We start from the raw sequence: 25,382 nt of genomic DNA on the forward strand, positions 1-25,382 counted from the left end.
TATGAGGGATGGAAACACAAAGTATTGACCGGCCCCAGCATCATATATCTGGTTTTTAAACTTCCTATGAGGGATGGAAACTTGCTTCTTCAGCGATCAAGCGGGCCGTTTCTTTCCAGGTTTTTAAACTTCCTATGAGGGATGGAAACACATGAGGCATCCATTCACCTGGGGCCCAAATTCCAGTTTTTAAACTTCCTATGAGGGATGGAAACTTGATATTCAGTCGGGGGTTCGCCACCCAATTCAAGAGTTTTTAAACTTCCTATGAGGGATGGAAACTATAAGCCTGGCACATAATAACAACGTGGATATCCGGTTTTTAAACTTCCTATGAGGGATGGAAACTGGTCATGCGCTCCTGCCTGCCCGTCAGCTGTGCCGCGTTTTTAAACTTCCTATGAGGGATGGAAACAAGTCTCATTGGGATAAGTAGCCAGCTTGAATTTTTGTTTTTAAACTTCCTATGAGGGATGGAAACAATATGTGCCACAAGTTCGTAGTAACCTGGATATATAGTTTTTAAACTTCCTATGAGGGATGGGAATGTGCTAATTCGCAACTTTTGTATGTCGTAGAAACTTCGTTTGTAGCCTACCTATGAGGGATTGAAGTGAGTCTATTTCCATTAATATTAATAGAGCAGTAGATGGATTAGCAGTCTTCCTATAAGATGCAGAAAAATTTCGCTGTGCATTCGGCTCATTGCGAGCTTCACTTTTATAGTTTAATGCGCATAAAATAAGCTTAATGGTTGTAGCGATGTTTAGTGAACGACAGAAGAAAAGATGACCAGGAAAAAATGCTTAATGACTTATGCTGGTGAAATCCAGAAGGATAAAGTTGAAAAGGCGCGCTTTTTAAAAGCGCGCCTTTTGTGTGCCTAAAAATGTCGTGAAAATGATAGGGAATAACTTTTGCAGTAATGTCTTTTGACTTTAGATGTTGCGTAAAGCTGAGCATTTATGTAAAATGATTTCAATATTAATTATCGATATTGGAGGCCGATATTTATGCTTCGTAGCCTTTTTTTGGGGTTTGTAAAAATTCACATTCTTCATCACGCCAGCAAGGGACCGATTTATGGGTTATGGGTAATCGAGGAGCTCCAACGGCACGGGTATCGTTTTAGTCCTGGCACGATTTATCCAACGTTGCATTTGATGACAAGGGATGGATATTTAAGATGTGAATCTAAAGTGGTGAACGGCAAAGTGAGAAAATACTATACGATAACCGAGAAAGGATTAGATGTGTTGAATCAAGCAATAGGTAAACTTCGTGAATTGGTCGGAGAAGTGCTTTAATTTTAAAAACGAAAGGAAGAATTTAAATGGCTTTTCAATTGGAACAAGTCAAATATAAAGACATTTTAAAAATCGACAAATTTCAAATACCCGAGGCTAAAATAACTTGCATAATAGGTGAAAGCGGAAGCGGAAAGACAACGCTGTTGCGTCTTCTTAATAATCTGATTTCTCCTGATGAAGGTTCGATATTTTATAAAGGTCGTAACATTGAAGACATAGATCCAATCCAGCTTCGCAGGGAGGTGGTAATGCTTCCTCAAAATCCTACCGTTTTTTCCGGAAGCGTTAAAGATAATCTTTTAATAGGGCTTGAATTTGCAGAAAAAGACGAAGTAAGAAACGATGTTTTATCCGAAATCCTGAGGTTGGCACAGCTGGATAAACCTCTTTCGACTATTGCTTCAACTCTTTCTGGCGGAGAAAAACAGCGCTTGGCATTGGCTAGAATAATGCTTTTAGAACCAGAGGTCATATTGTTGGACGAACCCACATCCGCTCTTGATGAGGGGACGGAGGAAAGGGTCATCGAAAGCGTTGTGGAGTTCGCAAAGGGGAAGACAAGAACTTTGATAATGGTTGTGCATTCTAAAAGTATTGCCCAACGTTTTGCCGATGTTGCAGTTACAATACAAGGCGGCGGAGTTGTGGCAGAGGAGGGCTTATAAAATGATGATGGGAGTAGTCGATATAGGGTTTTTTAATTTATTGGCAGGATATGCTTTGATTCTTGTTGTCCTTGTTATGCTCAGACAACGCAACATAAAAAAAGAAACTGAGCTTTTAATTGCCGTTGTGAGGATGACCATCCAATTAGTGCTTGTGGGCTACATTTTGGATTATATATTGGGTTCTCAGAGGATGTGGATGACTCTGGCAGCAGTGGCTATCATGGAAGTTTTTGCTGTACAAAACATCTACCAAAGGGTCAAAATTGATATGACGCCGCGTTTTCGTAGTATAGTGGCTTGTAGTATGGCTTTTGGCACTATAATTACTATGATATTTTTCTTTTTTGTTCTTCTATCCGTAAAGCCCTGGTATTCGCCCCGATATGTAATACCGCTGTCTGGAATGTTGATTGGCAATTCTATGACGGGCATCACCTTGGGAGCAGAGCGCCTGCTTAGGGGGTTTCATGATAAAAAGGAACTAATAGAGGGAGCGCTCATGCTTGGAGCAACTCCCGAAAGAGCTTCTAGAGAAATTATTAACGAATCCTTCACGGCGGCCATACTGCCCACGATCAATTCTATGGTTGGAATGGGCATCGTCTTTTTGCCGGGAATGATGTCGGGACAAATCCTATCAGGTGTTCCCGCCGTTACCGCGATTAAATATCAAATGGCAATCATGTTTGCCATACTGGCAAGCGTTGCTTTTACCGTGTTTATATTAGTCGTTTGGGGCAGTAAGACCTTTTTCAACGACAGAGCTCAACTGGTGTTATATGGTTAATATAATTAAAATGCAAGATAATGTCCTGTAGCTATTACATAATAGCTCTTATCACGTCGTATCTTTTATCGTCGCTTGCTATAAATCCATTGACGTTGGTTTTCAGGCCCTGGAAATCTTTAAATTCGATGAAGGCTTTTTGTAATAAGGATATCATTTCCTCCGGCATGTTTGGATTACAAGCTAAAGCATCCTTTGACGCTTTCTAACCATATCTTTCCAACTGCCATGAGCCATTTCACCTCAACAAATGATAAAAAATTTTATTGCCTGCTGATTATCAACAAGCACTTGAGGCTGCTCTCTATTCTCTATAATTAGTATAAAGTTTTTCTTGCCTATAATCCAACCCCTTGTTATCCTTTGAAAGGCATTTTGTGACATTAATTGCAAAATTCTTAGAAAAGAGGTCATTAATCGATGAACCGCAAGATTTTACTGGAACGTTGCAATGTTTTGAGGAGAAAGCTGCTTAGCAAAGGTATCGATGCCTCAGTCTTGTTTAATATTGAAGGGTTGGGATGGGAAGATCTTTACTATTTTTCCGGGTTTCGCGGAACCAGCGGAGCTCTGGTGGTAAGCCGCAGTGAGTGTGCGTTGATCACCGATGGGAGATATATTCTGCAGGCTAAGGAGCAAACCCCCTTTAAAGTTGTGGACAGAAAAGATCAGGATTTAGTCTCAGTTGTGAAATCCCTACTTGCAGATTTAGGGGCAAGAGTAGTCGGTTTTAACGCAAAAACTCTTCCGACTTGTTTGTATCTAAAATTTGAAAAACCAGCCTTCGAGATGGTCGATATATGCGATGTTTTTGCTTCCTGCAGGCGCAAGAAATGCAAGGAGGAAGTTGAGCATGTTAAAGTTGCAGCCCAACTTGCCGGCAAGGCTTTTTTAAAGCTCTTGGACAATTTAAAGCCGGGCGTTAAAGAGACCGAAGTTGCTGCTAGGCTAGAGTATGAAATGAAAATGCTCGGAGCGGAGGGCGGATGGGGTAATGTCGATTTTATTGTGGCTTCCGGAATTAGGTCGGCATTACCGCATGGCAGGCCTACTTCAAGAATCTGGCAATCTGGAGAATGGGCGACATTGGATTTTGGTGCCAGGTATGCCGGTTATGTCTCGGATATCACGAGAAATATTATTTTTGGAACACCCCCCAGCAAAGCGGTTGAGATGCATGATTTGCTATGTAAAGCCCATGTCGAAGCTGCATCAAGATTAAAAGCAGGTGTTATGGGCAGGGAAGTGGACATGGTTGCGAGAAAGGTCCTGGCCGATGGTGATATGGCTAAATTTTTCATTCATAGTCTGGGGCACGGAATCGGTCTTGAAGTTCACGAAATGCCGAGATTGGCATCCAATTCAACGGATGTGCTTGAAGAGGGAGACGTTGTGACCATCGAGCCGGGGGTATATGTGGAAGGTTATGGGGGCATGAGGGTAGAGGACGATTATTTGATCACTAAAAATGGAGCAGAAAGATTAACTGCCGAAATCCCCATGGAGTTATTTGTAGTGTAGTATTATAATAAACGCGCAAATAAATAATGGGGAGGGATATTTATGAAATTGGCAGTGCGTTTTATGGTAATGCTAGCTGTTGTTGTTTTTTTGATGAGTAGTGGTTTCGCTTTTGCAGAAGCGCCCTTTCACATTGGAATTATGACTGGGACAGTTTCTCAACAAGAAGATGAGCTTCGCGGTGCTGAAAAGATGATGGAGATATATGGCAATGAAGCCCAGGGAGGCATGATTAAGCATGTCACATACCCGGACAACTTCATGCAGGAGATGGAAACTACTATAAGCCAAATCGTTGGAATGTCGGACGATCCAATGATGAAAGCAATCATCGCCAGTACTGCTGTTCCCGGAACCACAGAGGCCTTTAGGAGAGTTAAAGAAAGAAGGCCGGATATCATATGTTTAGCTGGCAATTCCCAGGAAGACCCGGGCGTTATATCGTCGGTAGCCGATTTGACCGTAAACCCAAATGATATATACAGGGGCTATCTACTTCCCGTGGCAGCACAAAAAATGGGTGCCAAAAATTTTGTCCATATTTCCTTCCCCAGGCACATGAGCTATGAACTTCTCTCTAGAAGACGAAACATAATGGAGGTCGTGTGCAAGGATATTGGAGTTAATTTTCATTTCGAAACAGCTCCAGATCCCGTTAGCGATGTAGGGGTAGCCGGTGCGCAACAGTTTATACTTGAGAAAGTTCCTGCATGGCTGGAAAAATACGGGAAGGAAACAGCTTTCTTCTGTACTAACGATGCCCAGACCGAGCCGTTAATAAGGCAGATTGTAAATTATGGCGGTTATTTCGTTGAGCCTGATTACGCGTCTCCGCTTATGGGGTATCCTGGTGCACTAGGCCTGGATTTGACGGAGGAGAAAGGAGATTTCCCGGCAATAGTTAAAAAGATTGAAGCAGTGATAATAGAAAAAGGAGCCAGTGGACGGCTAGGCACATGGGTTTACTCCCACCCCTATGTGGTTACAGCTGGTTTAGGTGAACTTGCTAAAAGGGTAGTAGAAGGAAAGGCGGAATTAACCATCGATGATTTCATTGATGCCTGTAAAGGCATTACACCAGGCATCAAGGTGAATGGGAGCCCTTATGTCGATATGAGCACGGGAGTTGAGAAATCCAATTACATCATGGTTTATCAGGATACATACGTGTTTGGAAAGGGTTATCTTGGGATGACAGAAATAGAAGTTCCTCAAAAATATCTCTCTATAAAATAATAAACTTTTTTTATCTTTGACGTATAATAAAGTAAAAGAGAGGGAAAACCTCTCTTTTACTTTATTGAAACATAATCTTTTCCATCATTCATTATTACGTGATACATTTATAGTCCCTTAGACATTGCATCCCTTGGATAATTGCGAAGAGATGTCCTAAATATGTTTACAACTAGTATTAATTTGTCAATCTTAATTTGTTTTGACAACATCCGGAAATGCCGTATCGAAAATGGTATTTGCCATAATGGCTTACATTGCTTCTCCCGGCCGTCTAAAACAGGGCGAGTTGTCTTGTCCTGGAAGAAAATTTGTTTTTCAGTTTTTCATTGCTTGGTTGCTCTTGAGGCAGAGGTTTTCCGCCTATTGTAATAAATTCTCTTGCCCGTGTGAGGGATATGCCAATGCGTTTTAATCCCTGTTCGTCTAAATAACCTTCGCGCCTGGCTTTTATAATCTTTTTTGCCGTTTTAGGGCCTATACCGGGAACCAGTATGAGCCTGTCATAGGGAGCTCTTTTTACGTCTATTGGGAATATATGCATGTTCCTCAAAGCCCATAGCATTTTTGGATCCATTTCGTTCGAGAGGTTTTCCGTTCCCTGAAAAATATCTTCTACTTTGAAGCCGTAAAATCTGATTAGCCAGTCGGCCTGATATAGCCTGTGTTCTCTCAATAGAGGAGGATTGGTTACGTCGGGTAAAACCCCAGGATTTACCGGAATGTATGCCGAATAATATACTCTCTTTGCTAAATTGTCAGAATATAATGTATTGGCCAATTTTAGGATGGTTGCATCGGATTCAGGGGTTGCCCCGATGATCAGCTGGGTTGTGGTGGATATATTAATATTATGTTCTAAAGCGTTATACCTGACCGATTTAAGTGCGCTGATAATATCCCTCGCAGTTTTATCAGGGGCTAAGAGATTCAAACTTTCTTCTGTGGGGAGTTCAATATTGCAACTAACTCGTGTAGCCAATGACATTGCCACTTTAATGAGGTCTGGTGAAGTTCCTGGTATGATCTTTAAGTGTATATAGCCGTCAAAGTCAAATATACCCCTCAAGATTTTTGTCGTACTGATCATGAGTTCCATGGTGTAATCGGGATTTTTGTAGATTCCTGAGCTCAAAAAAAGGCCTTTTATTTGGCCCTTCCTATATAGTTCATAGGTTAATTTGGCCAATTCCGCGGGCTTGAAGATCGCTCTTTCAATATCATTTGAGCGTCTGTTGAAGCAGTACTTGCAGTCATTAATGCAAATATTAGTGAAAAGGACCTTTAAAAGCGGAACATAGCCTCCACCGTTGCAGGGGCTATAAAAGATGAAATTATTGATGTCGTTGCTCGTCCCTGCTTTTATTGCCCCTTTATTATCTTTGCCACAGACCCTGTCGTATTTGGCTGCTTGGGCAAGGATTGATAATTTCTTCATAATACCCATGTTTAACTTGGCTCCTTAAGGGTTTTGCACCTAACAATTATAACTCCATAACCATGACAATGTTGTATTTGCTTGAATTTTCTTTAACTATTATCGACAATTACCTGTCATTTGATGTATTATTATAATCCTAGAATGTTCATATTAACAGAACCGAAAAACTAATTAGATATCAAAATATTGACATTTATTGCATGCGTTATTAGATCCTTTTGTAGATATTCTTTCCTCGTCTCTTTCGTGGAAGTACAAAATAAGGTTTCGCTAAATCAAACTTCCAAATATGCTTGCCACAACTTTTTTCGTCAATTACTTCAGCAATTCCAGACAAGAGAGGTGAATTCTAATGAACCATAAGAGGCTGATAATCGCCTCCAATCGACTTCCTTTTACTGTAGAAGAAGACGATAAAGGGGATTTGAAGTTAAAAGCGAGCGCAGGCGGGTTGGTAACAGGTCTAAGCGCCTATTTGGATTCGTTGCAACACTCTTCATTTACCGAAGGCAGCGAATACGTGTGGCTTGGATGGCCAGGGGCTTCCATTAGCGATGAACATAAAGAACACATAAAACAAATAGCGGAATCGCATTTTAATGCCTATCCGGTGTTCATGGAAGAGGAAACAATGGACACCTTTTATCACGGTTTCTGCAATAAGACGATTTGGCCGCTATTTCATTATTTTCCGACATATGTTGTTTATGAAAAGGAAAGTTGGGAGTCTTACAAAGAAGTCAACGAACATTTTTGCGAAACCATCATGGAAATTTTGAGGCCCGACGATATCTTATGGATACATGATTATCATCTGATGCTGTTGCCCCGCCTTATTAGACAGCGTATGCCGGAGGTTTCGATAGGGTTTTTCTTGCACATCCCCTTTCCCTCCTATGAGTTGTTTCGCCTTTTGCCCAAAAAATGGGCAAAAGAAATTTTACAGGGGTTACTTGGTGCAGATGTGATAGGTTTTCATACCCATGATTACACACAGTATTTCTTGAGGTCTACTCTTCGCCTCTTAGGATACGAGAACAACATGGGCAAAATGTTTATCGATCACCGACTGGTCAAAGCCGATACATTCCCTATGGGCATCGATTTCGACAGGTTCAACAATGCCGTTAGCTCAACGGAGACGCAAATGGAGAGGGAAAAACTTCAAAAAATTCTTTCCGGTTTCAAGACCATAGTTTCCGTCGATAGGCTGGATTACTCAAAGGGGCTTTTGAATAGGCTTGAGGGTTATAAGCTCTTTCTTGAAAATAACCCTCAATGGCATGGGAAGGTTACGCTGCTTTTAGTAGTCGTGCCGTCGAGGATCGGCGTTGATAGGTATCAAGCGATTAAGACAAAGATAGATCAAATGGTTGGCAATATCAACGGCGCTTACAGTACGCTTAACTGGGTGCCAATTAACTATAAATATGGCCATGTTCCTTTTCATCAGCTGGTTGCCCTTTATTCGGTTAGCGATGTAGCTTTAATTACACCTCTCAGAGACGGTATGAATTTAGTGTCAAAGGAGTACGTTGCATCCAGAAAGGACATGACCGGAGTGTTGATTTTAAGCGAGCTTGCAGGGGCTTCCAAAGAGTTGGGAGAGGCCATCTTGATAAACCCGAATGACAGAGAAGAGATCGCTGCTTCGATTAAAGAGGCCTTGGAAATGCCCGTTGAAGAGCAGCAAAGCAGGCTAGAAAGAATGCAACAGAGGTTGAAAAACTATGATGTGGTGAAATGGGCCTCGGAGTTCATCCAAGAATTGGATTATATTAAGGATGAGCAGAGAAAATTTCAGACCAAAATTCTCGACAAAAGAGCTACAGCCAAGATGTTAGACGAGTTTAAAAAGGCCAAACATTGCATCTTCTTCCTCGATTACGACGGCACCTTGGTTCCCTTTTCCGGGGATCCCAAAAAAGCTACCCCGCCGAGGGAGCTTTTGGATCTTTTGCACGACCTTTCAAAAATAAATAGAGTAGATATCGTGATAATCAGCGGTAGGGAAAGAAGTATCCTCCAGCAATGGCTTGGGGATCTCGATATAAACTTCGTGGCCGAACACGGCGTTTGGATTAAAGAGAAGGGCAAGGATTGGGAGTTATTGAGACACGCGAGCAGCGAGTGGAAGAAAGATGTTCTTTCACTTTTGAAGCATTATGTCGATAAGGTGCCGGGATCTTTTCTGGAAGAAAAAGAGTATTCTGTAAGTTGGCATTTCCGCAAGGCCGATCCGGAACAAGCAGCCGATGTAGCAAGGGAATTAACGGACCTGCTTTTACAATATACGGCCAATACGGATGCGCAGATTATACAGGGTCGCAAGGTTATAGAAGTAAGAAATGCGGGTATTGACAAGGGTAAGGCAGCACTTTATTTCCTATCCAAGAAAAATTACGACTTTGTTCTTGCCATAGGGGACGATAGAACAGATGAAGATTTCTTCAGGAGCCTGTCCACTCAGGCATGGACGGTCAAAGTCGGGATGACCCTTTCAAATGCACGTTCCAATGTGATGAGCTACAAAGATGTGAGGAATTTGCTCAATATGCTGAAAAATAGAGCGAGAGGTGAAGTTTGATGAGCAATGAGTTTCGTTTTTTTTCGGAGACCCACCAGACTAGACTGCTGGGAATGAAAGCGAAAGATCCAATTCAACTTCTTGAGGGCCTAAGGAAAATACCGGAATCTTCAATGTACTATCATACACACCGCTTCTTGCAGCAGCATTATCGCATTTCTCCCGAGCCGCCCAACGATTTTGCCTACTGGATAACAAATATTTTGGGACTGAGAGAGTTAGGGGAAAGCATTACGAGTGTGGATATAGTTAATATAAAATCCATCGAAGAGCTGAGAACAAGATATATAAAGAAATTAGAAGATCATATATTGAGCGGAAAGCACATCAGCGGCTGCATAGAGGGGCATGAATTTCACTTCATGGATTGTAAAACTTTTGTTTTTCAGACGGATTTCGCAGCAAATACCTTGGCGGAGTTTACGGAAGCAATGGAAAAAATTCCCATCACATCCATATGTTTTCATATTTTTGAGCCGAGATTGCGTTATCAAAAGCGTGAAAATGATTTTTCTATATGGTTGAGAGATATTGGGGAGCCCGAATTGGCAGACAGGATATCGCGGATGGATCCCTACGCCTTTACATTGGAAGGTTTAAGAAAAAAGATCATTAAAATATTGAGGAGAGATGATTGCTTTGACAACGAAAATTAAAGAATACTCTTCGATAGTGGGACAGGATGTCATAGATGAGCTGTATTTATTGGCTGGCAAGCTCGAGGGAAAGGTTATAAGAAATATAAATTCGACAAAAGTTGGCGGCGGAGTAGCCGAAATATTAAATCGAATGATCAGCTTATTAGAGCAGTTGGGCGTAGATGCCCGTTGGGATACGATAAAAGGTGACGAAATATTTTTTGACATCACCAAAAAAATGCATAATGCTCTTCATGGCGTCGACGTTGAAATATCCCTGGAAGAATTTATGTATTTTCTCGAAATCAATCGCAAAAACGCGAAAGAGATGGATTTTACTGGCGATATCTTTTTTATACATGACCCACAGCCCATCGTTTTGGTTGAACAAAGGGAATCGCTGGGAAATAAGTGGGTTTGGAGATGTCATGTAGATTTTACGACGCCCAAGGAAGAAGTAATGGCTTTCCTGAAATTATATATAGAAAAATACGACAGCGCAGTCTTTTCTGCACCCGCCTTCGCCAGGAAATTGCGCATACCGCAGGTTTTGATCTCTCCTTCCATTGATCCATTAAGCGACAAAAATAAAGATTTGTCTCAGGAGGAAATTGACTCGGTTCTCGAACAGTTCGGGATAGACAAATCTCGACCCATAGTAACCCAGATTTCTCGTTTTGATTACTTAAAGGACCCGATAGGAGTCATCGAGGTTTACAAAAGAGTCAAAAGACACTTGGATTGTCAATTGGTGCTTGCCGGAGGAGGCGCCACCGACGACCCTGAGGGAGTTAAAGTGTTAGAAGAGGTCAAAAACGCAGCAGCCGATGATCCTGACATTTTCATATTGTTACTTCCCCCAAAAAGTGACGTAGAGATAAACGCGCTACAGAGAGCGTCAAGTGTAGTCTTGCAAAAATCACTTAAAGAGGGATTTGGGTTAACGGTTGCAGAAGCTTTATGGAAGGAAAAACCGGTAATAGCCTCGGCAGTCGGAGGCATTCCTCTGCAGATAGCGCACAAACATTCCGGAATACTGACTTACTCCATCGATGGCACAGTTCATTATCTCAAACAGCTTTTGTATGAACCAGAATATGCTAAAGGTTTGGCCCAGAACGGTAAAGAGCACATAAAAAACAATTTTCTTATAACCAGGCATATCAAGGATTATCTGCTCCTATTTTTATCACTATATCACGGTGGTGATATAATAGAACTGAATTCATGTATTCATTAAATCCAATATTACTACTATAGCGTCGTTTCTATAAATATTTAGTAAATGATTTCTAACATATTTGTTATATCATCTCGTCAAAAGGGGTATAGTATATTCCCTGCATGTTTTTGCATCGCTATGATTCCAGCCTACTATAATAAGCGGTCGCCGCACACGGTTTTGTTAGTATAGATTGTCCTATGTAGAAGTGCTAATTTAGGTTATAATTAATGAGTAAATGAACTATAAAAGAGGCTAGTCATTTTTGGCCAGGAGGTGAGTTGAAAAAGAGAGAAGAAGGTTACCTGAAAAACATATAAAGGGTTTAGATTGCGTGAGATGAAGGGGTTGGCGATGGTCTGAGATGGTGCATGATGTACCGTGTTTTCCGAGTTGTCAGCCTTCCTCGCAAGTCAAAGAGATGGCTGCCAGCCGATAGGGCATAGCGGGAAACGGTTATGCCTCCCACCTTAGGAAAGGAAAACAACTTGTTGTGCCTATCCGAGGAGGGGAAGTAAAGTGTATAACTGCTACAACGGGAAAATCCTAAATGTAGATCTTACCGAAAAGAAACATTGGGTCGAGCAAATTCCGGATGAATGGGTTTTAAACTATGTAGGCGGAGAGGGATTTGGAGCTAAATACCTTTCTTTAAACCTTCCAGAGAAAATAAATCCCTTAAGCGAGGATAACAAGCTTTTGTTTATTTGTGGTCCTCTTACAGATACCAAGGCGCCCTCTTGCGGGAGGACGGTAGTGATGTTCAAGTCGCCTTTGACCGGGACGATCGGGGCTTCCAATGCAGGCGGGTCATGGTCTCCGCAGCTTAAAAGAGCAGGTTACGACATGCTCGTAATCCATGGCCGCGCTGAAACGCCAATATATATCTCCATCAATGATGGAGAAGTTGCCTTTCACAGCGCGGAAAAGCTATGGGGCAAAAGCACAGGTCATACAGAGGAAGTCATAAGAAGAGAGATCGGAAATCCCAAAGCGGAGGTCGCCTGTATCGGTGCAAGCGGCGAAAGGCTTGTCCGCTATGCTGCGGTTATGATGGGTAATGATCATGCTGCGGGTCGTGGTGGTGGCGGTGCCGTGATGGGGTCTAAAAATTTGAAAGCTATAGCAGTCTATGGTTCGGCTGATCGCCTTCCCGTTCATGATCCAGAAAGGTTTGATGCAGCAGTCAAAAAGGCCATCAAAGAACTTTTTGCTGAAGTCTTTGTGAAAGATGAGTTGATGAAATACGGGACCCCCTCCTTCTTCGATGCCATGAACGGCCTTGGGCTCGTGCCTGCATATAATTGGCAACGCACTACGACGGATTTTGACAAAGAATTGGGTTATGAAGCTTATCATAAAAAGTTAGAGGTAAAAGCTGATCGTTGCTATAATTGCCCCATTGGCTGCGTACGCAAAACGAGGATTCCTGAAGGAAAGTATAAGGGACTTTCAGGTGCTGGTCCGGAATACGAGACCGTCGCGGCTTTTGGCCAAAAGTTGGGGAATACTGATATTTACTCTATTGCTGTTGCTAATTACATTTGTAACGACGCCGGTCTTGATGTTATCTCCGCTGGCCAAGTGATTGCCACAGCTATGGAGTGGTATGAAAAAGGGATAATAGATTCGACGACTACCGAAGGCTTAGAACTTACTTGGGGAAACGGAGACGCCATAGTGGAGCTCGTGGAACGCATTGCATTGCGAAAAGGTGCATTTGCGACGCTTTTAGGGGAAGGTTCACTCAGGGCGGCGAAGCAAATCGGGGGGAATGCAGATCAATACGTAATGCATGTGAAGGGCTTAGAGATGGCTGCCGATGGAGTTAGGGCCAGCAAGGGCGAAGCCTTATCTCACATGATTTCGCCCCGCGGTGCGGACCATTTAAGACCTTACGGGGCAATAATAGATGCCTTTGGGTATTTAGAGGAAGAGGTTGGAGTATTGGAGCATGTTGATCCAATGAGCGAGGAGAACAAATCATGGGTCAAACCTTTGGAAGAATATTTCATGGCGACAAATTTGTTGGGAGTATGTTTGTTTACGAGCATAACTCTCGCTATAAAAGCCAAGACTTGGGCAGAGCTTTTTAGTAGCGCTACGGGAATAGAATGCTCATATAAAGAGCTTTTTAAGACCAGCGAACGAGTCCTTAATCTGGAAAGATTATTTAATATAAAAGAAGGTTTTGCTCGAAAAGATGATTACCTTCCCGAAAGGTTTAGTAAAGAACCTGCTCCTGACGGACCGTCAAAAGGACATGTTGTCAAGCAAGATCTTTTGCTCGATCTTATTTATGAGGCCAAGGGATGGGATTCGAAAGGTATACCAACGAGACAAAAGCTTGACGAATTAGGACTTTGAAATATGAAGTTTATTGTTAAGTTATGTAATGTAACCCTGGTATAGTTTAAAAAGAGAAACCCTCGGGCATAGATAAAGGCATGCTAAGCCCAAGGGTTTCTCTTTTAGGTTATGCTTTTTTGAAAACTATTACAGACAAAGGAGGAAGGGTCATTACCAACGAATGAAACCTGCCGTGAATTGGAACAGGAGTTGCTTCAAGACCGCCGAAGTTGCCGTGACCGCTTCCGCCGTATTCTTTTGCGTCGCTGTTTAAGATTTCCTTCCAAAATCCACCGCTTGGAACACCTATTCTGTAATTATAGTGAGGTATGGGCGTGAAGTTGCAGACTACCAATACTGTTTCGTTCTCTGACTTTCGCAAAAAGGATACAACGCTGCTCTCCCAATCGGAAAAGTCCACCCATTCAAATCCGGTATTCTCGAAATCTCTTTCATAAAGAGCTGGCTCACTGCTCAAAAGGCGATTTAAATCACGAACCCAACGCCTTATGCCTTCGTGATTAGGGTATTCCAACAAATGCCAATCAATACTTGATTCGTGATTCCATTCCCTCCACTGGCCTAATTCGCCACCCATAAAAAGAAGCTTTTTCCCGGGATGAAGCCACTGATAACCCAGAAGAGCCCGCAAATTAGCGAACTTTTGCCAATCATCTCCCGGCATTTTGGCAATTAGCGAACCTTTGCCGTAGACGACCTCATCATGAGATAGTGGCAGGACGAAATTTTCGAAAAAGGCATACCATATACTAAAGATTAACTGATTATGATGATATTGTCTAAATATGGGATCTTTCGAGAAATATTCGAGCGTATCGTGCATCCATCCCATGTTCCACTTCATGCCAAACCCCAATCCGCCCAGATAGGTAGGTCTGGTTACTTGAGGCCATGCAGTAGATTCCTCTGCGATGGTTTGAACGTCGGGATAGTTTCTGTAGACCTCTTCATTGAAACGCTTTAGAAAATGTATCGCTTCAAGATTTTCCCTTCCGCCGTATTCGTTAGGTATCCATTCGCCATCCTTTCTCGAGTAGTCGAGATAAAGCATAGAAGCCACGGCGTCGACTCTTATTCCGTCTACGTGGTATTTATCCAACCAGAAAAGAGTGCTTGAAATTAGGAAGTTGCGTACTTCATTTCTGCCGTAATTAAAAATACAGCTTTTCCAGTCAGGATGAAAGCCCTTTCTAGGGTCAGCGTGTTCATAAAGATGTGTTCCATCGAAAAAGACCAAGCCATGACCATCGTTCGGGAAGTGGGAGGGCACCCAATCGAGGATCACGCCAATGTTATTTTGGTGCAATACGTCGATGAGATACATAAAATCCTGTGGAGTACCATATCTGGCGGTTGGAGCAAAGTAGCCAAGCGTTTGATATCCCCACGAACCATAAAAGGGATGTTCCATTATTGGCAAGAACTCGACATGGGTAAACCCCATTTCTTTCGCGTAATTTGGCAAAAAAGACGCCAATTCGCGATAAGTTAAAAACCTGTTGCCTTCCTCAGGAAAGCGCCTCCAAGAACCAAGATGCACCTCATAGATGGACATAGGGCTTTTGAAAGAGTTATGTTTAACCCTTTCCTTCATCCACTTTTCGTCCTTCCATTCGTAGCTTAAGTCCCAAACAATCGAGGCTGTCTTGGGTGGCCTTTCCCAATAAAAAGCATAGGGATCTCCTTTGTCTACTTCATAGTTGTTGTAGTTTGACACGATATGATATTTATAAAGCGTTCCCGCATCTATTTCCTCTATGAAACCTTCCCAGATTCCTGTCTCGTCTTGTCTTGGGCTTAAAGGATGCGCTTTTTTGTCCCAGTTATTGAATTCGCCTATGACGGAAACGGATTTGGCGTTTGGAGCCCATACGGCAAAGCGAACTCCGCCGTTGCAAAGATGCGCACCCAAATTTTCATAGAGGCGAAAGTGGTTGCCCTCTTTGAAAAGATATATATCCATATCGGTGAACGAAGAAGTCCATGTTGATTCTTTACGATTATTCATGTATACCCTCCTCGCCTGACTTGTCTAATTTATAATAGATTCGATTCCCTTAAGGGGAATGTGAACCCAGTCAGGGCGATTGTTGAATTCGTAACATATTTCATAAGCAGCCTTTTCCATTAGAAAAGCTTTTAAAGTAGCGTTAAATTCTTCGTCATCAGCGGGCAAAAAGGAAGCGTCCATTGCCTCTTGACGATAGGAAGATAAAAATGATGAACATACATTATCATACCATATCTTTGCCCAGGAAGAAGATGTCTCGTCGTCACAAGTAAGGCTTTTGAGGGCGTAATTGGCAGCGTAATGAAGGGAGCGTATCATTCCCGAGACGTCTTTCAAAGGGCTTTGTTTTTTTCTGCGTTCTCTTAAGCTTCTTGCCGGTTCTCCTTCAAAGTCTATTATGAAGAAATCATTCCCTGTAAAGAGCAGCTGCCCCAGATGGTAGTCGCCATGTATCCTTAAAATTTCTCCACCGGAGGCAGTGAAATAATATTTTAATCTATCTAGAAGTGATTTTTCGTTGTCGATAATATTTCTTGCCAGCTTGTCCGTTGGAGAGGGAAGCATTTGCATGTTATCTTTTAAAATCTTCATCGCTTGTTCCATCCATAAACGTGCTATAGCGTAAGCCTCATTTTTGGCTTCTCCTTTGAATGGCAAGGGAGCAAAGCTATCGTTTTTTCTGTCCGAAGATAAGGCCAAATGCATTTCAGCCGTCCGCTTTCCAAGCAAAGAGGCCATTTCATATGTCCTATTTATTTCTTCCTTTAAAGGCAACAAAAAATATTTGTCAGCATCATTGGCCGATTTAAGTGCTTTGATTGTATTTTTAAGGATTGCAGTGAAGTATGTCCATCCATCGCCAATGTTTTTAACGTACTCTTGAAGTAAAGCGACTTCCAGCCAGGTTTTTTCTTCGTTCTGCTTATATTTCATGGAGCCAATAAAGGGTGGCACATGAGTAAATCCGGTTTCAGACAAGAAGTGTGCCATTTCCGCCTCAGGATGGGGTCCGATGTCGAGTTTTCTGTAAAGTTTTAAGAAAAAACTGTTATTATAAATGATGGATGAGTTGCTCTGTTCCGCCGCTAAAATTTTAGATGAAATTTTTTTGCCATGATCTATGAAATGGGAAATATATTTGGGATTGACAGAGCATGAAAGCACGCCATTTATCCCATCGATAGTCTTGCCCCCGATTATCGTTTCGAACAAGGCATCTCTGAAGCCAGCGTCAAAAATGCCTTCAATTATATGTGTGCCGTCATCTAAAGTTAAAATTAGACCTATTTTTTGTTCCTTCGAGGGCGCTTTGTCGATAACAGAAATGGGCATTGAGTAATGCTCAATGGAGCCGTCGTCTAAAGCGACCTTCAAAATCAGCATATACGTTTTTAAATTTCTTTTCATGGGCAAGCAATCTAAAATATCCACCTCTGCGATGTCTTTGGTCTTGGAGGCAAACCAGCGACAGCTTGGCAGGTAGGCAGGCAAATGTTTTTTTAAGCCCTCCGAAATATCGTTAAAATTGGTTTCGAACATTGCGATGAAATCACTCCTAACCGTCTTTGTTGCACGATTACATGAAGTAGTCGAAATCCGACTCTCGGCGTAACCTTCGGTGCACCTTGAACACATAGGCTGGGATGACGAAGGGATCGATCTTCAACCGCATGTGTTCTCCCTGGAGGATGAATTTCTCTCCCCCCAACAGGTCTTCCAGCAAATAGGATTGTCCTTCCTCGATGCCGAGTGTTTTCAAAGGGATGTGTAGTGTTGCTTCGTGAACGTGAAAAGGATCCAAGTTGGCCGCCACCAGGATGGCATTGGTTAGATCATCAGTGACCTTTGAATAAAATATTACGTTTTCGTCCTCAGCTTCGCAAAATATTATATTATTAGTCTCCTGCAGGGCAGGGTTTTCTTTTCTTGCCCTGTTAATTCTTCCTATTATTTCTTTCAAATTACCCGGTGCATCCCAATCCCAATGTTTGATCTCGTACTTTTCGGAGTTAAGATATTCTTCCCTGCCAGGCACTGCTTCGGATATACAAAGCTGGAATGGAGGTCCGTATATTCCATAGTTGGAAGAAAGGGTTGCAGCTAACACCAACCTTACGATAAATGCAGGTCTCCCCCCGTATTGAAGGTATTCGGGGAGTATATCGGGTGTATTGGGCCAAAAATTGGGCCGGAAAAATTCTTTGGCCTGAGTTTGTGTCAGTTCTTTCATATATTCCGTAATTTCCCACTTGGTATTGCGCCATGTGAAATATGTGTAGGACTGAGTGAAACCAAGCTTCGCCAACCTGTACATAACCTTAGGTCGCGTGAATGCTTCGGATAGAAAGATAGTCTCGGGGTAAATTTTCTTTATTTCTCCGATGAGCCACTCCCAAAAAGCAAAGGGTTTAGTGTGGGGGTTGTCAACTCTAAAGATCTTTACTCCTTGTTCTATCCAAAACATGACTATGCTCTTGAGCTCTTCCCATAATGATCTCCAATCATCGCACTCAAAGTCGAAGGGGACGACATCTTGGTATTTTTTTGGAGGGTTTTCTGCATACTGGATAGTTCCATCGGGTCGCCACCTAAACCACTCGGGGTGTTTCTTTACGTATGGATGATCGGGAGAACACTGAAAAGCCAGATCTAGGGCGACTTCTAGGCCCAGATCGACCGCTTGTTTAACGAAGGAGACAAAATCGTCCATTGTGCCCAGTTGAGGATCTATGTCCTTATGACCCCCCTCCGAAGAGCCAATGGCCCAAGGACTTCCCGGGTCTTGGGGAGAAACTTCTAGGGAATTGTTTTTTCCCTTACGATTTGTTTTGCCGATTGGGTGAATGGGTGGAAGGTACACAACATCAAAGCCCATTTTAGCGATTTCTGGCAGAAGCTGCATCGCATCGTTAAAGCATCCCTGTACCTTACCTTTTCCCGGATTAGATCGGGGAAAGAACTCATACCAAGAGCTGAAATTTGCCTTCCTTCGATCCGCTGTAACCCGAAGGTTTTTTTCATAAAAGGAAGTAAAATCTTCATTAAAACACGACATGTTAAGGCGTTGAAATTCTTTTGCGTTTAATAGTGAGACTATGGCATGTGTATTTATATCAGATGAAAGGCGGTCAAGTCTTTTAGCGGATTCCAGCAGGATATTTCTTTTATTTCTTTTACTGCCCCGATGTCTTTTGAAGGCTTGGTGCAGCATGTTTGCTCCAATTATTAATTCGACAGAAACATCTTGTCCTGAATCTATCTTTTTTATAACGTCCTTTCGCCATGTTGAAAAATAGTCGATTCCTCCTTTTATAGTGTACAAATACTCTCCCATGCCTTCGACAGGAAAGTAAGCGTACCATCTGTCATTGAAAAGAGGAGTCATAAGGACCTCTTTCCAATCCTCTTCGTCAGATTTGCGATAAAGCAAAAAGGCCAGCACTTCATCGTGACCATCGGCGAATACGTCGGCTTCTACGTAAACGCCAGAACCCACAGTTGTTTTTATTGGAAATCTCCCACAGTCTATTTCAGGATATACATTTTCAATGACAACCCTGTTTCTTCCGTCCTTTTCATCCATGAGTTATTCTCCGTCTTTTTATACTTTTACTATATTGTTTCGTTTAAATCTTTATTGTTTCGTTTAAATCTTTTGGAATATATAGGCGACGTCATCCCACCCTAACGCCTAAGCGTTCTCCGACCCTCCTGAACAGTTCTGTCCATCTTTCGGCATCTTTTTCATCCAGGTGTTCTTTGACTTTAGGATAGGCGTCCTTTGTCAGATGAAAATATACATTTTGCGCTCTCCATAGATATAGTGGCAATTTAAGTTCGTTGAGCAAATCAAGCGTGTCGTTAATTTTGCTTAAAATTTCTATTTCGAAAGGTTTATCTTTGAGCATGGCAAAGAAAGTGTCCATCAAAGAGGAAGAAGAGAGGCCAATCGCATCCCTGTCTAAAGGTATATCAAGACGTTTGGCATCTTCTGCAACTCCTTTTAAAGTTTTAAGATCGAAGGTATCGTAACTCAAGAGTTTCAGGAAATCGGCATTAAGCGTAACTTCCGCGACCCTTTCCAACGGTTTCGGGATCGGGGTGCCGATTTCTTTCAGAAAGTTCATAGTCGTATAGTTAGATTCCAAGATGCCGCGAAATGCTACGTCTATGATGTTGTGTAGGGGTTCTTCGAAGATGTAATTTATAACCCTTCTTTGTTGATCTTTGAATAAATGTCTAAGCGTATAATTATGAGTTCCAAAGAAATCGTCCATAAGCTGGACCAAAGTGGAAATATCTTCTATTTTTAACGCCTCTTTCATTTTTGAAATAAGGTCTTCGAATTCGCCGTTGCCGCTATGTCCTTTTAAGCCACTTAGTACGTTATGTTTGCCCATATGAAGGGCAGCGAAGGAAATTTCCTTTTCTTCAAAGGTGATGTTGGAGAAAAAGGAAGCCTCCCCTGCACATAAAGTTAGCTTGCCGGCGCGCTCTTTTTCAAATCGGTTGCATTGCACATTGTAGCAGTAGATATCTATATCCTCTTGTTTTTCTTCGAAGATCGAGGATATTGCATAATGAGCACCAACCCTTAGCATATCTACCTGAGATGGGCGGACATATATCTCATAAGCTTTTCTCCCGTTTCCTATGTGTTCGATGTTGCTCGGTGCTTTTTCCAAAATGGAGAGGTATTTTGATTCAAGCTGCGAATCGGTGAAATAAGAAGCGAGCTGGATTGCTCTAGAAGCGTATTTCATCACCTGAGTTGATTCGATACCCGAAATCTCATCGAAAAACCACCCGCAACTCGTGTACATGAGCATAGCATGACGTTGCATCTCCAAAAGCCTGAGTGCATTGATAACCTCTTTATCTGAGAGTTTTTTGCACGATTGTTCTTCGAGAAAGGCGTAAACGTTATCATCAGACCTGTCTAAAATGACGCGAATATATTCATCTCTTGCCTTCCAAGGATCTGAAAAGATATCCTTTGCCTTTTCCTCGTATAGAAGGGAAAGTGTGTCTCTTAGCCAGTCGTTTGCCTCTCTGAGGGGTTTTCTCCATTCCTGTTGCCAACCGGGGTGTAGTCCACTGTTGCAACCGCAATTGCTTCTCCAGCGCTCGATTCCGTGAACGCAGCTCCAGGAAGAGCCCTCTATTATTTCGACTTCATGATTTGGAGGATATTTTTCGAGATATTCGCCGTAAATCGTTATCTTGGCCAAATTATTGGATTCGATGAAAGATAAGCAATAGGCTAAGGCCATGTCCCCATAACGATGGTGATGTCCGTAAGTTTCTCCATCCGTCGCAATGTTGACCAATTGAGCTTCCTTATTGTCGGAAAAACAACCAATGAGGCGATTGGCCAATGTTTCGCCGTTGTCGAGCAGACCTCCAAAGGAGATATCGTTAGATATCGGGCCATCGTAAAAGAATATGTTTATTTTCTTTCCCGATGGCAGGTTGCAGAGATAGGGAAGTCTTGGGTCGATTTTAGCGTTGCTCACGCTTTGCCATTCTTGTTCCCCTATTACCCTACATCTTGCAGCCTGATGGGGAGCTAATATCGTAAACTTAATGCCAAACTCTGCCAATGCCTCTAATGTTCTTATGTCTACAGCTGTTTCGGGTAGCCACATTCCCTCAGGTTTTCGGTTGAAATTGCTCTCGAAGGTCTTTAATCCCCAATATACTTGAGTGCGTATATCTCGATCGTTTGCCAAGGGCATGATCATATGGTTGAATGCTTGAGCAATGGCACTTCCGTGGCCCGAGAAACGTTTCTTGGATTCCTCGTCAGCATTTATTATTGCTTCGTATGTATCTTTCGCATGTTTTTTCATCCAAAGAAGCAGGGTAGGGCCAATGTTAAAACTTATCTTGGAATAATTGTTCGTAATTGCGATAATTTGTCTATCGTTTCCAAGGATCCTTGAAGCAACGTTAGGAGCGTAGCATTCAGCCGTAATGCGCTCGTTCCAATCGTGAAAGGGTAATGCCGATTCTTCTAACTCCACTTCTTCAAGCCATGGATTTTCTCTAGGCGGTTGATAGAAATGTCCGTGAATACACACATATTTTTCCATTCGATCACGCTCCACAAAATCAGTTCTTATATTTTCATTATCGATATTATCTCTCCAATGGGAATATCGGGCTGTCCTTTTTCGTGGGAAAGCTCCAGATCCAGCTCGAGAAGTGCTCTTTCCAGCAAAAAAGCGTTAAGCCATATTTTGATGGAATTATCGTCTTCCGGCAGGAAGGGCTCACCGCGGGAGTTATCAATGTAGCTTTTTAGGAAAGCCTCTCCAACGAGTTCACGCCATAACTTCATAGGCGGTGTTAGCGATCCTGTTTCTTCTGTGAAGGACGAGGCTTTTCGCAACGAAATCCTGGCAGCTCTGTTAAGAGAATAAAGCATAGAGGCAACATCTCTCAAAGATGAGCGCTTTATCTTTCTTTCCCCTAAAGACTTTGTCATATCACCCTCAAATCCCGTAATGAGGAAGTCTTTGCCGGTAAAAAGTACGTGCCCGAGATGATAATTGCCGTGAATTCGTATCTTTTGAGCTTTGACTTTGTTCTGGTAAATAAGCCGAATTTTATCGAGAATGTCGTTTTTTATCTTCATGACCTCTTGGGCTTGCGTCGCAAGGTCTTCGGAAAGTGAGCCAATTTTATATGACAGTGTTCTAATGGAATGTCCCAACTCATTTCTCATCGACTGATACACGGACCTTTGATATAGTTTTGTGAAAGGTTCGGGGGAAAACTCCGGATTTTTTCCGGAAGAACTGAGAGCTTTATGAAGCTCGGCAGTGCGCTTCCCGAGCAGAGATATCATTTCTAAGAATAGTCCGTCTATGCAATCAGAAGCAGCCTCTTTCGGCAACTCCGCTTTGCCCAAAGAAAGCAGGCGCTCGAAAAACAGCTCGCCCATATTACGGACATATTCCCATCCGTTCCCTTGATTTGGAATGTTTCTTTGCAAAATGCCTATAGTGGTTTCTTCGGTTTTAGATAAATACCTGAAGGAACCGATGTAGGGCAATATATTTTTAAAACGCACTTCCGTTAGATAGCGCAAAATGTCCTCGCTTACGTTTATTCCCTCTTCCAGTTTGTGATAAAGCCTGACGGCGACGGAAGAACCGTAAGTTATCAGGTTAGACCAGGGGTAGTATATTTCTATTTTTAATTGTGATGTTTTTCTATCTTCTGTAATGTCGAGATCGCCGGATAAATTACTTTTTTTGCATATCATCTGCCCTATGTTGCCCTGAACCCTTTTCCCCTTCGACATAAGGTCGATGAGGTTTTCGATTAGGTCGGGAGAATAAGTACCATCGCACAAAATACCGTTGCGGCCCCCGATTGAGACATTTGCAATAATGCATTCCGGATGGTTTTGTCTTGTATATAACGCTTCGTTATCCATTTTTAAAGTAAAGGGCAAAAGGCATCGATCTTTCTCTCCTTGAGGATAGGAGATATTAAGAAACAAGAAACCGGTATCAAAATATTGATTTCCCGATATGGAGACGATATCAAAAATATCGATATTCCTAATATTTTTATTTTTACCGCCGAAATATGGACATTTGTTAAGGTATTTTTTTATCGCATCTTGAAAAGAATTACTTAAAAGGATATTAACAGATAAATCTGCAATTTTATTAATTTCTATGGTAGAAAGTGGTGCATCCTCCACCTTGATGGAGATAGATTCTCTTTTATTCAACAGGTTAAACCAAAAATAATCATGAATTCCCAATGTCAAAGTGTATGGTTTATTTGGTTCAATTCTTGGGAAACGGTTTCCGCTAAAAATTTCTTCTGGCACGTATCCTTCATATTGGGATAGATCGAGCTCTGTGACCTGGCAAAAACGAGAGAGATTTACGATTACCAATATCGTTTCGTCCTCGAAATTCCTGGTAAAGGCTAATACCTTTGGATTGCCCGAATCTATGAAATTTATATCTCCCCTGCCAAAGGATTTAAAGCGTTTTCGTACCGAGATAACCCTACGCATCCACCAGAGCATTGAGGAAAGATTGCGTTCCTGCGTCTCTACGTTGATCATTTCATAGTGATATTCTGGATCTATTATTACCGGAAGGTAAAGTTTATGGGGGTTTGTTTTAGAAAAGCCTGCGTTTCTATCGGGGCTCCATTGCATGGGAGTGCGAACTCCGTTTCTGTCGCCTAAGAAATAGTTATCTCCCATTCCAAGCTCATCGCCATAATATATGATCGGTGTGCCGGGCAAAGAAAAAAGCAAAACATTCATAAGCTCTATTTTGCGCCTATTATTTCCCATTAGCGGGGCCAGTCTCCTGCGGATTCCAAGATTAATCCTTGCCCGCGCATCTTTTGCATATACGCGATACATGTAATCGCGTTCTTCATCGCTTACCATCTCAAGAGTGAGCTCGTCATGGTTGCGTAGAAACATAGCCCATTGACAGTTTTCTGGAATTTGCGGCGTTTGCTCGAGTATATCCACTATCGGAAAGCGATCTTCCATCCAAAGCGACATGAAAATCCTTGGCATGATGGGAAAGTGAAAGGCCATGTGACATTCGTTACCCTCCCCGAAGTAAGCTACGGCGTCCTCAGGCCACTGATTCGCCTCTCCTAAAAGCATTCTGTTGGGGTAGCGGGCATCCATATGAGCGCGCAGTTCTTTTAAAAACTGGTGGGTCTCGGGAAGGTTTTCGCAATTTGTCCCTTCGCGCTCGTAAAGATAGGGCACGGCATCCAATCTCATTCCGTCAATGCCCATATCGAACCAAAAATCGAGAACCCTAATAATTTCTTTTTTTACCCTCGGATTATCGTAGTTAAGATCCGGTTGATGAGAGTAAAAACGGTGCCAAAAATAGGCATTACCCACAGGGTCCCAGGTCCAATTTGAATTTTCGAAGTCCTTGAATATTATTCTAGCCTCGGGAAATTTATTGGGATCGGAACTCCATACATAAAAATCTCTCCAGCGAGAGCCCGGCTTGGATTCGCGAGCCCGCCTAAACCACGGATGTTGATCCGAAGTGTGATTTAACACCAGCTCCGTAATTACTTTTAAGCCAATATCGTGTGCCTTTTTTAGAAAAGAACGAAAGTCTCTTAAAGTACCATAATCTGGATGAATGTTGAAATAGTCCGCTATGTCGTAACCATCGTCTTTTAAAGGGGAAGGATAGAAGGGCAAAAGCCAAGTTGCCGTCACGCCTAGGTTTTTAAGGTACTCTAATTTTTCCGTAAGTCCGCGGAAGTCCCCTATGCCGTTCTCGTCGCTGTCGTAAAAGGATTTAACATGGGTTTCGTAGATTATGGCGTCTTTATACCATAAAGGGTTATTATCCGAGGCGGGAATGCTTCTCACTAAACGTAAAACCTCCTTATAAAGATGAGGAAGAAAGAATAAATTTTTTTTATTTTACAACAATATTTCTACCCGAGTCAATGCAAATTAGTCATAGTATTAATACAGTAACATGTTACTATGCAATATAACTCGTTTTTCGGTTTAAACCTTCTTGCTGGTTTACGTAACTATTTTTTTGTATAATAATTCCC

16 protein-coding genes, 1 CRISPR repeat array and 1 riboswitch are annotated in these 25,382 nt (G+C 42.2%); of the genes, 9 read left to right on the forward strand and 7 right to left on the reverse strand.

Annotation, left to right across the window (positions count from 1 at the left end; genetic code table 11):
• Positions 1–51: 51 nt before the first annotated feature.
• Positions 52–548: direct repeats of the CRISPR family, unit length 30 nt; unit sequence GTTTTTAAACTTCCTATGAGGGATGGAAAC.
• A 465-nt stretch (positions 549–1,013) separates the two neighbouring features.
• From B3N34_RS06380 to B3N34_RS06390, 3 genes are read left to right on the forward strand one after another with little or no spacing between them, the layout of a single operon-like run.
• The gene (locus B3N34_RS06380; protein ID WP_286975909.1) at positions 1,014–1,307 is read left to right on the forward strand and encodes a PadR family transcriptional regulator; all 294 of its coding nucleotides are present in this window, start codon (positions 1,014–1,016) and stop codon (positions 1,305–1,307) included.
• A 26-nt stretch (positions 1,308–1,333) separates the two neighbouring features.
• Positions 1,334–1,975: an ABC transporter ATP-binding protein gene (locus B3N34_RS06385; RefSeq protein ID WP_286975912.1), complete on the forward strand. Its 642-nt coding sequence runs from the start codon at positions 1,334–1,336 to the stop codon at positions 1,973–1,975.
• Position 1,976: 1 nt separating this feature from the next.
• On the forward strand, positions 1,977–2,765 hold the full coding sequence (locus tag B3N34_RS06390) for an ABC transporter permease (RefSeq protein WP_286975915.1): 789 nt from the start codon (positions 1,977–1,979) through the stop codon (positions 2,763–2,765).
• 34 nt (positions 2,766–2,799) lie between these two features.
• Here B3N34_RS06390 and B3N34_RS06395 read toward each other — a convergent pair whose 3' ends face one another.
• Positions 2,800–2,922, reverse strand: a complete 123-nt coding sequence (locus B3N34_RS06395) for a hypothetical protein (protein WP_268753503.1) — start codon at positions 2,920–2,922, stop codon at positions 2,800–2,802.
• Positions 2,923–3,185: 263 nt separating this feature from the next.
• Between B3N34_RS06395 and B3N34_RS06400 the strand changes: the two genes are divergently transcribed.
• Both B3N34_RS06400 and B3N34_RS06405 read left to right on the forward strand, forming a co-directional pair.
• Positions 3,186–4,286: a M24 family metallopeptidase gene (locus tag B3N34_RS06400; RefSeq protein WP_286975918.1), complete on the forward strand. Its 1,101-nt coding sequence runs from the start codon at positions 3,186–3,188 to the stop codon at positions 4,284–4,286.
• Between the two features lie 42 nt (positions 4,287–4,328).
• The gene (locus B3N34_RS06405) at positions 4,329–5,522 is read left to right on the forward strand and encodes a DUF3798 domain-containing protein (RefSeq protein ID WP_286975921.1); all 1,194 of its coding nucleotides are present in this window, start codon (positions 4,329–4,331) and stop codon (positions 5,520–5,522) included.
• A 274-nt stretch (positions 5,523–5,796) separates the two neighbouring features.
• Here B3N34_RS06405 and B3N34_RS06410 read toward each other — a convergent pair whose 3' ends face one another.
• Positions 5,797–6,969: a putative DNA modification/repair radical SAM protein gene (locus B3N34_RS06410; RefSeq protein WP_349679696.1), complete on the reverse strand. Its 1,173-nt coding sequence runs from the start codon at positions 6,967–6,969 to the stop codon at positions 5,797–5,799.
• A gap of 346 nt (positions 6,970–7,315) precedes the next feature.
• Between B3N34_RS06410 and B3N34_RS06415 the strand changes: the two genes are divergently transcribed.
• The 4 genes from B3N34_RS06415 to B3N34_RS06430 all read left to right on the forward strand — a co-directional run bounded on the left by B3N34_RS06415 (position 7,316) and on the right by B3N34_RS06430 (position 13,777).
• Positions 7,316–9,550, forward strand: a complete 2,235-nt coding sequence (locus B3N34_RS06415) for a bifunctional alpha,alpha-trehalose-phosphate synthase (UDP-forming)/trehalose-phosphatase (protein ID WP_286975924.1) — start codon at positions 7,316–7,318, stop codon at positions 9,548–9,550.
• Positions 9,550–10,206 (forward strand): DUF5752 family protein, encoded by a 657-nt coding sequence (locus B3N34_RS06420; RefSeq protein WP_286975927.1) that lies wholly within the window; start codon positions 9,550–9,552, stop codon positions 10,204–10,206. The genes B3N34_RS06415 and B3N34_RS06420 overlap by 1 nt, the downstream gene beginning before the upstream one ends.
• Positions 10,181–11,428 carry a glycosyltransferase gene (locus tag B3N34_RS06425; protein ID WP_286975929.1) on the forward strand — a complete coding sequence of 416 codons (1,248 nt, stop codon included), beginning with the start codon at positions 10,181–10,183 and terminating at the stop codon, positions 11,426–11,428. Before B3N34_RS06420 ends, B3N34_RS06425 begins: the two co-directional genes overlap by 26 nt.
• A gap of 356 nt (positions 11,429–11,784) precedes the next feature.
• Positions 11,785–11,908: riboswitch (molybdenum cofactor riboswitch) on the forward strand.
• A 21-nt stretch (positions 11,909–11,929) separates the two neighbouring features.
• The gene (locus B3N34_RS06430; RefSeq protein ID WP_286975932.1) at positions 11,930–13,777 is read left to right on the forward strand and encodes an aldehyde ferredoxin oxidoreductase family protein; all 1,848 of its coding nucleotides are present in this window, start codon (positions 11,930–11,932) and stop codon (positions 13,775–13,777) included.
• A gap of 109 nt (positions 13,778–13,886) precedes the next feature.
• Here the strand turns inward: B3N34_RS06430 and glgB are convergent, their stop codons facing one another.
• The 5 genes from glgB to treS all read right to left on the reverse strand — a co-directional run bounded on the left by glgB (position 13,887) and on the right by treS (position 25,188).
• Positions 13,887–15,788 (reverse strand): 1,4-alpha-glucan branching protein GlgB, encoded by a 1,902-nt coding sequence (gene glgB / locus B3N34_RS06435; protein WP_286975935.1) that lies wholly within the window; start codon positions 15,786–15,788, stop codon positions 13,887–13,889.
• Between the two features lie 24 nt (positions 15,789–15,812).
• Positions 15,813–17,330 carry a putative maltokinase gene (locus tag B3N34_RS06440; RefSeq protein ID WP_286975938.1) on the reverse strand — a complete coding sequence of 506 codons (1,518 nt, stop codon included), beginning with the start codon at positions 17,328–17,330 and terminating at the stop codon, positions 15,813–15,815.
• Positions 17,331–17,367: 37 nt separating this feature from the next.
• On the reverse strand, positions 17,368–19,374 hold the full coding sequence (locus tag B3N34_RS06445) for an alpha-1,4-glucan--maltose-1-phosphate maltosyltransferase (RefSeq protein ID WP_286975940.1): 2,007 nt from the start codon (positions 19,372–19,374) through the stop codon (positions 17,368–17,370).
• Between the two features lie 91 nt (positions 19,375–19,465).
• Positions 19,466–21,886, reverse strand: coding sequence for a DUF3536 domain-containing protein (locus tag B3N34_RS06450; protein ID WP_286975943.1), 2,421 nt, complete (start codon positions 21,884–21,886; stop codon positions 19,466–19,468).
• Between the two features lie 26 nt (positions 21,887–21,912).
• A complete protein-coding gene (gene treS / locus B3N34_RS06455) occupies positions 21,913–25,188 on the reverse strand; it encodes a maltose alpha-D-glucosyltransferase (protein ID WP_286975946.1) in 3,276 nt (1,091 codons plus the stop codon).
• Positions 25,189–25,382 lie beyond the last annotated feature (194 nt).

Origin of the sequence: Acetomicrobium sp. UBA5826 (genome assembly GCF_002433005.1) — a bacterium.
Taxonomy (GTDB): Bacteria; Synergistota; Synergistia; order Synergistales; family Acetomicrobiaceae; genus Acetomicrobium.

Coding starts and splice junctions, on each gene's coding strand:
- B3N34_RS06380 (WP_286975909.1), top strand. CDS start 1,014: ATGCTTCGTAGCCTTTTTTTGGGGTTTGTAAAAATTCACATTCTTCAT.
- B3N34_RS06385 (WP_286975912.1), top strand. CDS start 1,334: ATGGCTTTTCAATTGGAACAAGTCAAATATAAAGACATTTTAAAAATC.
- B3N34_RS06390 (WP_286975915.1), top strand. CDS start 1,977: ATGATGATGGGAGTAGTCGATATAGGGTTTTTTAATTTATTGGCAGGA.
- B3N34_RS06395 (WP_268753503.1), bottom strand. CDS start 2,922: ATGATATCCTTATTACAAAAAGCCTTCATCGAATTTAAAGATTTCCAG.
- B3N34_RS06400 (WP_286975918.1), top strand. CDS start 3,186: ATGAACCGCAAGATTTTACTGGAACGTTGCAATGTTTTGAGGAGAAAG.
- B3N34_RS06405 (WP_286975921.1), top strand. CDS start 4,329: ATGAAATTGGCAGTGCGTTTTATGGTAATGCTAGCTGTTGTTGTTTTT.
- B3N34_RS06410 (WP_349679696.1), bottom strand. CDS start 6,969: ATGGGTATTATGAAGAAATTATCAATCCTTGCCCAAGCAGCCAAATAC.
- B3N34_RS06415 (WP_286975924.1), top strand. CDS start 7,316: ATGAACCATAAGAGGCTGATAATCGCCTCCAATCGACTTCCTTTTACT.
- B3N34_RS06420 (WP_286975927.1), top strand. CDS start 9,550: ATGAGCAATGAGTTTCGTTTTTTTTCGGAGACCCACCAGACTAGACTG.
- B3N34_RS06425 (WP_286975929.1), top strand. CDS start 10,181: ATGATTGCTTTGACAACGAAAATTAAAGAATACTCTTCGATAGTGGGA.
- glgB (WP_286975935.1), bottom strand. CDS start 15,788: ATGAATAATCGTAAAGAATCAACATGGACTTCTTCGTTCACCGATATG.
- B3N34_RS06440 (WP_286975938.1), bottom strand. CDS start 17,330: ATGTTCGAAACCAATTTTAACGATATTTCGGAGGGCTTAAAAAAACAT.
- B3N34_RS06445 (WP_286975940.1), bottom strand. CDS start 19,374: ATGGATGAAAAGGACGGAAGAAACAGGGTTGTCATTGAAAATGTATAT.
- B3N34_RS06450 (WP_286975943.1), bottom strand. CDS start 21,886: ATGGAAAAATATGTGTGTATTCACGGACATTTCTATCAACCGCCTAGA.